The sequence below is a fragment of the uncultured Dokdonia sp. genome, assembly GCF_937910895.1.
Classification (GTDB): domain Bacteria; phylum Bacteroidota; class Bacteroidia; order Flavobacteriales; family Flavobacteriaceae; genus Dokdonia.
Genome location: NZ_CALEMI010000053.1, coordinates 1 through 4,539, shown reverse-complemented (window position 1 = coordinate 4,539; position 4,539 = coordinate 1). Strand labels below are relative to the sequence as shown.

Genomic DNA, 4,539 nt, shown 5'->3' with positions numbered 1-4,539 from the left:
ACTAGATTTCATGTTATTAAGATACGAAATCAAAAAAATAATGCAAAAAAAAAGAGGCCACCTTTTTAGACAGCCTCATTATTTTAAGGTAATATATATGATGTGATTAGGTAGTGTTTTTTACGCTTTCGCGAAAGCGTACTAATCCGACAACGATCAAAACTCTTTAAGAACAACTAAAGGATTATAAAACGAATCTTAGGTTCTATGGTGTAAGAGGGCAACGTTTTAAGTCATAGCTGAGTGAGAGGTATTAGAAAGCTCTTAATTACCGCTTAATGCAATTCCTTCATTCTTTTTTATCAATGGTAGTAAATCTGCGTGTTGCTTAAAATTTGTTGTGATAAGGTCACTTATAAGCGTATAGCTATTTGACGATTTAATGCAAGCTGATAGCGCGTATTTTAAAATACTATCCTTATCATCTAGTTGCAGATACAACCTAATCATTGTTAGATCATAGGTATTAGAAATATCGAGACCCTTTCTCTCTGCACGTTCTTTAATATCCTTGAGCATATCCATAAAATCTTTGGCTTTTCCTTCATAGCCCTTCTCAAAATCATAACCTTCTACTTGCGCTGCAATAAAATCGAAGGCTTTTTGAAGTTTTTGTTGATTTACATCTTTTTGAGAAGGTAATTCTAACACTTCTTCATACGTAGATTTGTAAGACAACTCATTATTAAAATACCTCTTATATAGCCAGATTCCTTCTTGTGGGTTTTGCATATCCCAATCTATGTTTGTTCTGAATACAGTTTCATCTGCCCCAGCTTTTGGGAATATATTCATCGTAAGACGATTGTCCTTTAAGCTCATTTGTAAGGCATTGTAATATTTTTCTGTAAGTTCAGAACTTAAGAGACTTAAAGATCCTACGGTTGCAGAAAGTGCCATCACTTGATCCTTACCATTAAGGGCAATAAATGCTGGAGAACCATCGTGTATGATACCCTTTACACTCATTTCACCTATTGTTTTATCACCATCATACTTTTTCCAACCATCAGTATCGCTGAAAGCGACTTCAATTTTTGTTTTTTTATTTTCTTTTGAAATTCGAAAAGCGGGGTAGATGACAGTTCCATTAAAATAGTTCTTAAATGTGTGTACGGTTTCTTGAGTTCCAGTCTCCATATCTATTTGGTACTCTACACCACTTTTTTTATTACCTATGTATTCAGCATAAATCGTTGAGGTTCCTTTAGGATTATAGATATAACTTATACCGAGACCTAGTTTTTCTCCATTTTCATAATGTCCTATAAAAACACCATTTTTTAATTCAGATCGAGATAGACCTACATCGCAGCCTCCATTTAGACATTGAGAGTACGAGCTTGACATTGTACACAGCCAGAGGGCTATGATACTTAGTAACTTAAATTTCATAATTTGATGATTTGGGGGTTAATCAAATAATGCGATCACATTGCTGTAAATCAGTATGTTTGTATTACTGCAATTAAGTAAAAAAAAACATATCTTCCTAATAGAATTCAAGCTTCTTGACTACTTAATATGCTATGACCATCACTAGTTACTTCTTTAAAATCCTGTGATTACTTGTTATGAGTACATTTGAGATGATTTTTTATAGTTCTAAAAAAAATATTTTTTTTTGACTGTATGACGTTTAAAATTGCTTTATGAAGAAGTATGAGTAAATATTTGTAATATATTACCTACAAAATTTATTGTCAAAAGTTTAGATTCTTTATGAAAGTACTTTTCATTTCTATAAAATGTATCAAGATGTCGCTAGTAACACGTCTCGTTTTAAAATTTATGTTTGTAACGGTTACACGCATTGGGGAAGTGCGGCAGATGCAATACTGAGTACAACAGAAAAGAGCATGGAATAAATACTAACGAATCAAACTTTTTAAATTATACCTGTATGGATTTCTTGAAATTTGTCGTCCTTCCAATGATCGCTAGATGAAAGGAATTAGGGCTAACGCAAGATGATGTAAATTATAAATTGGGTATTGCTGATCGCTTAGTTCGTAAATGAGAGTATGGGATGCGGACACCAACATCATTTAATTTGCATTGTTGGGCGGAAGTTTTAGAGGGTATTATGATTTTTAAAGCCAATCCTGACCCGATAACACCGAGTTCAATTTTAAAGAATAAAGGCACAAATGATAATAATAGGAAGAATAAGGCGGGTAATGATAATGAAAGGGACTTGCTTGGCGTAAACTTATCAACAACACTAAAAGTAGAAAATAGCCAAAATTGTTGTATATATGTTGTACATTAAATAAAAAGCAGTTACAAAATAAATGTAACTGCTTAATTTTTAAGTAGCGAGAACGAGAATTGAACTCGTGACCTCCGGGTTATGAATCGTAAAGTGTATTTTATAATATACTGATTACCATTAATTTAAAATACACGTAAACTGCAAATCATAGCATATCTATACATCTTATAGCATGAAAACCCTACGTTCGCTTTCTGTTTTCATTAAGCTTAATTTAGTTGATATAAAATTGACTTACTTATATAAGATTTAATAAAAACCTCTTTCAAACAATTGAAGTTATTATACATATTATTCCATATACTTTTGCCATATAACTAAAACATATTTTTGGTTTACATCCAAGAATCCGTATTCATAACAAAACAGATATATCTTATTTTCTTTATTCTTCCAATAATGCGTGAAATAATTAGGATCAAAACCTTTATCAAATAGTTTTTGTTTTCTTACTGTCGCTAATCCAGCTTTGTTAAATTCTTTCAAAATTTTTCTATTGATCTTTAATTGTCTATCTATTTTTTGAAACAATTGATCTTCTTTTTCTTTATTTTTCTGATAATGATACGAGGATTTGCAATAAGAGGTGCAAAATTTCTTATCGGTTCTTCCTTCTAATAATGCATCACAATTAAGGCAAGAGGTACTCATAAGTGTAGTGTTAAACGTTTAATAAACGTATAAATGTACGACTATGTTTTTGTAATTCATTTCTCTTTATCACCTTTAAGAAATGAAACCTCTTTCTAGACATATAACGTTAAAACACCTTCTGATCAATAATCAAAAAATGATAGGTATAAAATTCTATCCAGATAAAGTAATACAGGCATTAATAAAAGAGTTAGCTAACCCTAAATGGAGTAATGAATTTGGTGTGGTATATGTCACCAATACAAAAGAAAATCTAGCCCATATTTTTGAAAAATTTAGAGGAGTAGCTTGGGTTAATGGAAATTCTTTTTTTAAAGAGAAGGTACGGCGGGATAATCAACCTGTTGATATAAATTGGTATCGCAATAGAGCTAAAACTACATCATACAAATATGTTCCAGAAGAATATCTCATCAAATTAGAACTCAAAAGATATGCCTTAAACACTTGTAAAGCCTATATCTCATTATTCGAGAAGTTTATAAATCAGTATCCCGATAAGAATATTGTTGAATTATCCGAACAAGAAATAAGAACATATCTTCAATTACTCATCCAACAAAACAAATCCAATAGCTATATCAATCAAACCATCAATAGTATTAAATTCTACTATGAAGTAGTAATGGGAATGCCCAATCGGTTTTACAGCATTGAAAGACCTAGAAAACAGCACAAACTCCCACAAGTGCTTTCTAAAGAAGAAATTTTAGCTATGATTTCAAATACTAATAATATAAAACATCGTTGTATTGTAGGGCTTTTATATTCAGCTGGATTACGTAGAAGTGAACTATTAGATTTAAAAATTGAAGATATAGATAGTAAGCGGATGTTGATTCATATTAAAAATGCCAAAAATAATAAAGACCGATATTCATTGTTATCAGAAACCATACTAAAAGAATTAAGGATATATTATAACGATTGGAAACCGAAAGAATACTTGTTTGAAGGGTTAAAAGGAAATAAATATAGTGGTAGTAGTGTAAAAGAAATAGTAGTTAGAGCAGCAGAAAAATCAAAGATAAACAAGAGAGTAAGCCCACATATGCTAAGACATAGTTTTGCTACTCATCTATTAGAAAATGGTACCGATTTAAGATATATTCAAACGCTGTTAGGGCATAGTAGTTCCAAAACAACAGAAATTTATACTCAAGTGGCTGTAAACAATTTTAAATCAATTAAAAATCCGTTAGATTTGTAGTAAATACATAGAATATAATAGCAATTGCTATTATAACATTGTTGGGCATAATTAAAGAATGACTGCATTAAAAGGAATAAAATCAGGAATTGAAAAGGGAGATAATAGTCAAACTATAGCTCGCAAAATTTTCTTGTCATATACTACAGAAATCTTCAAAGATAATCCAGATGCTGAATTCTATATTAAGAATTCAATTAGTAATGCATTTGACATCCCATTTTCATCTATTCAAATCGTTGGTTCTGGAAAAACAGGTTTAAGTTTTTTTAAAGATAAACCTTTTACACCAGGAGTATCTGACTTGGACATTGCTGTAATCAGCTTACCACTTTATAATAAATTCTGTGAAATTTCACATAAGGCAACAAATGGTTATGTAAATCTAGAAGTTTTTCCA

Annotated in this window: 5 protein-coding genes; 3 read left to right on the top strand and 2 right to left on the bottom strand. The window is 30.8% G+C overall.

Features of this window, described 5'->3' with window-relative positions; translation table 11 throughout:
- Nucleotides 1-264: 264 nt before the first annotated feature.
- On the bottom strand, nt 265-1,395 hold the full coding sequence (locus Q0505_RS07130; protein WP_299210632.1) for a hypothetical protein: 1,131 nt from the start codon (nt 1,393-1,395) through the stop codon (nt 265-267).
- Between the two features lie 634 nt (nt 1,396-2,029).
- On the opposite strand from Q0505_RS07130, the gene Q0505_RS07125 reads away from it, so the two are divergent.
- The gene (locus Q0505_RS07125) at nt 2,030-2,272 is read left to right on the top strand and encodes a hypothetical protein (RefSeq protein WP_299210630.1); all 243 of its coding nucleotides are present in this window, start codon (nt 2,030-2,032) and stop codon (nt 2,270-2,272) included.
- 294 nt (nt 2,273-2,566) lie between these two features.
- On the opposite strand, the gene Q0505_RS07120 is transcribed toward Q0505_RS07125, so the two are convergent.
- Nucleotides 2,567-2,926, bottom strand: a complete 360-nt coding sequence (locus Q0505_RS07120; protein ID WP_299210628.1) for a hypothetical protein — start codon at nt 2,924-2,926, stop codon at nt 2,567-2,569.
- A 139-nt stretch (nt 2,927-3,065) separates the two neighbouring features.
- On the opposite strand from Q0505_RS07120, the gene xerA reads away from it, so the two are divergent.
- Both xerA and Q0505_RS07110 read left to right on the top strand, forming a co-directional pair.
- Nucleotides 3,066-4,139, top strand: a complete 1,074-nt coding sequence (gene xerA, locus Q0505_RS07115) for a site-specific tyrosine recombinase/integron integrase (protein WP_299210626.1) — start codon at nt 3,066-3,068, stop codon at nt 4,137-4,139.
- 58 nt (nt 4,140-4,197) lie between these two features.
- On the top strand, nt 4,198-4,539 hold a 342-nt coding region (locus Q0505_RS07110; RefSeq protein ID WP_299210624.1), incomplete at its 3' end, for a hypothetical protein.

Coding starts and splice junctions, on each gene's coding strand:
- xerA (WP_299210626.1), top strand. CDS start 3,066: ATGATAGGTATAAAATTCTATCCAGATAAAGTAATACAGGCATTAATA.
- Q0505_RS07130 (WP_299210632.1), bottom strand. CDS start 1,395: ATGAAATTTAAGTTACTAAGTATCATAGCCCTCTGGCTGTGTACAATG.
- Q0505_RS07125 (WP_299210630.1), top strand. CDS start 2,030: ATGCGGACACCAACATCATTTAATTTGCATTGTTGGGCGGAAGTTTTA.
- Q0505_RS07120 (WP_299210628.1), bottom strand. CDS start 2,926: ATGAGTACCTCTTGCCTTAATTGTGATGCATTATTAGAAGGAAGAACC.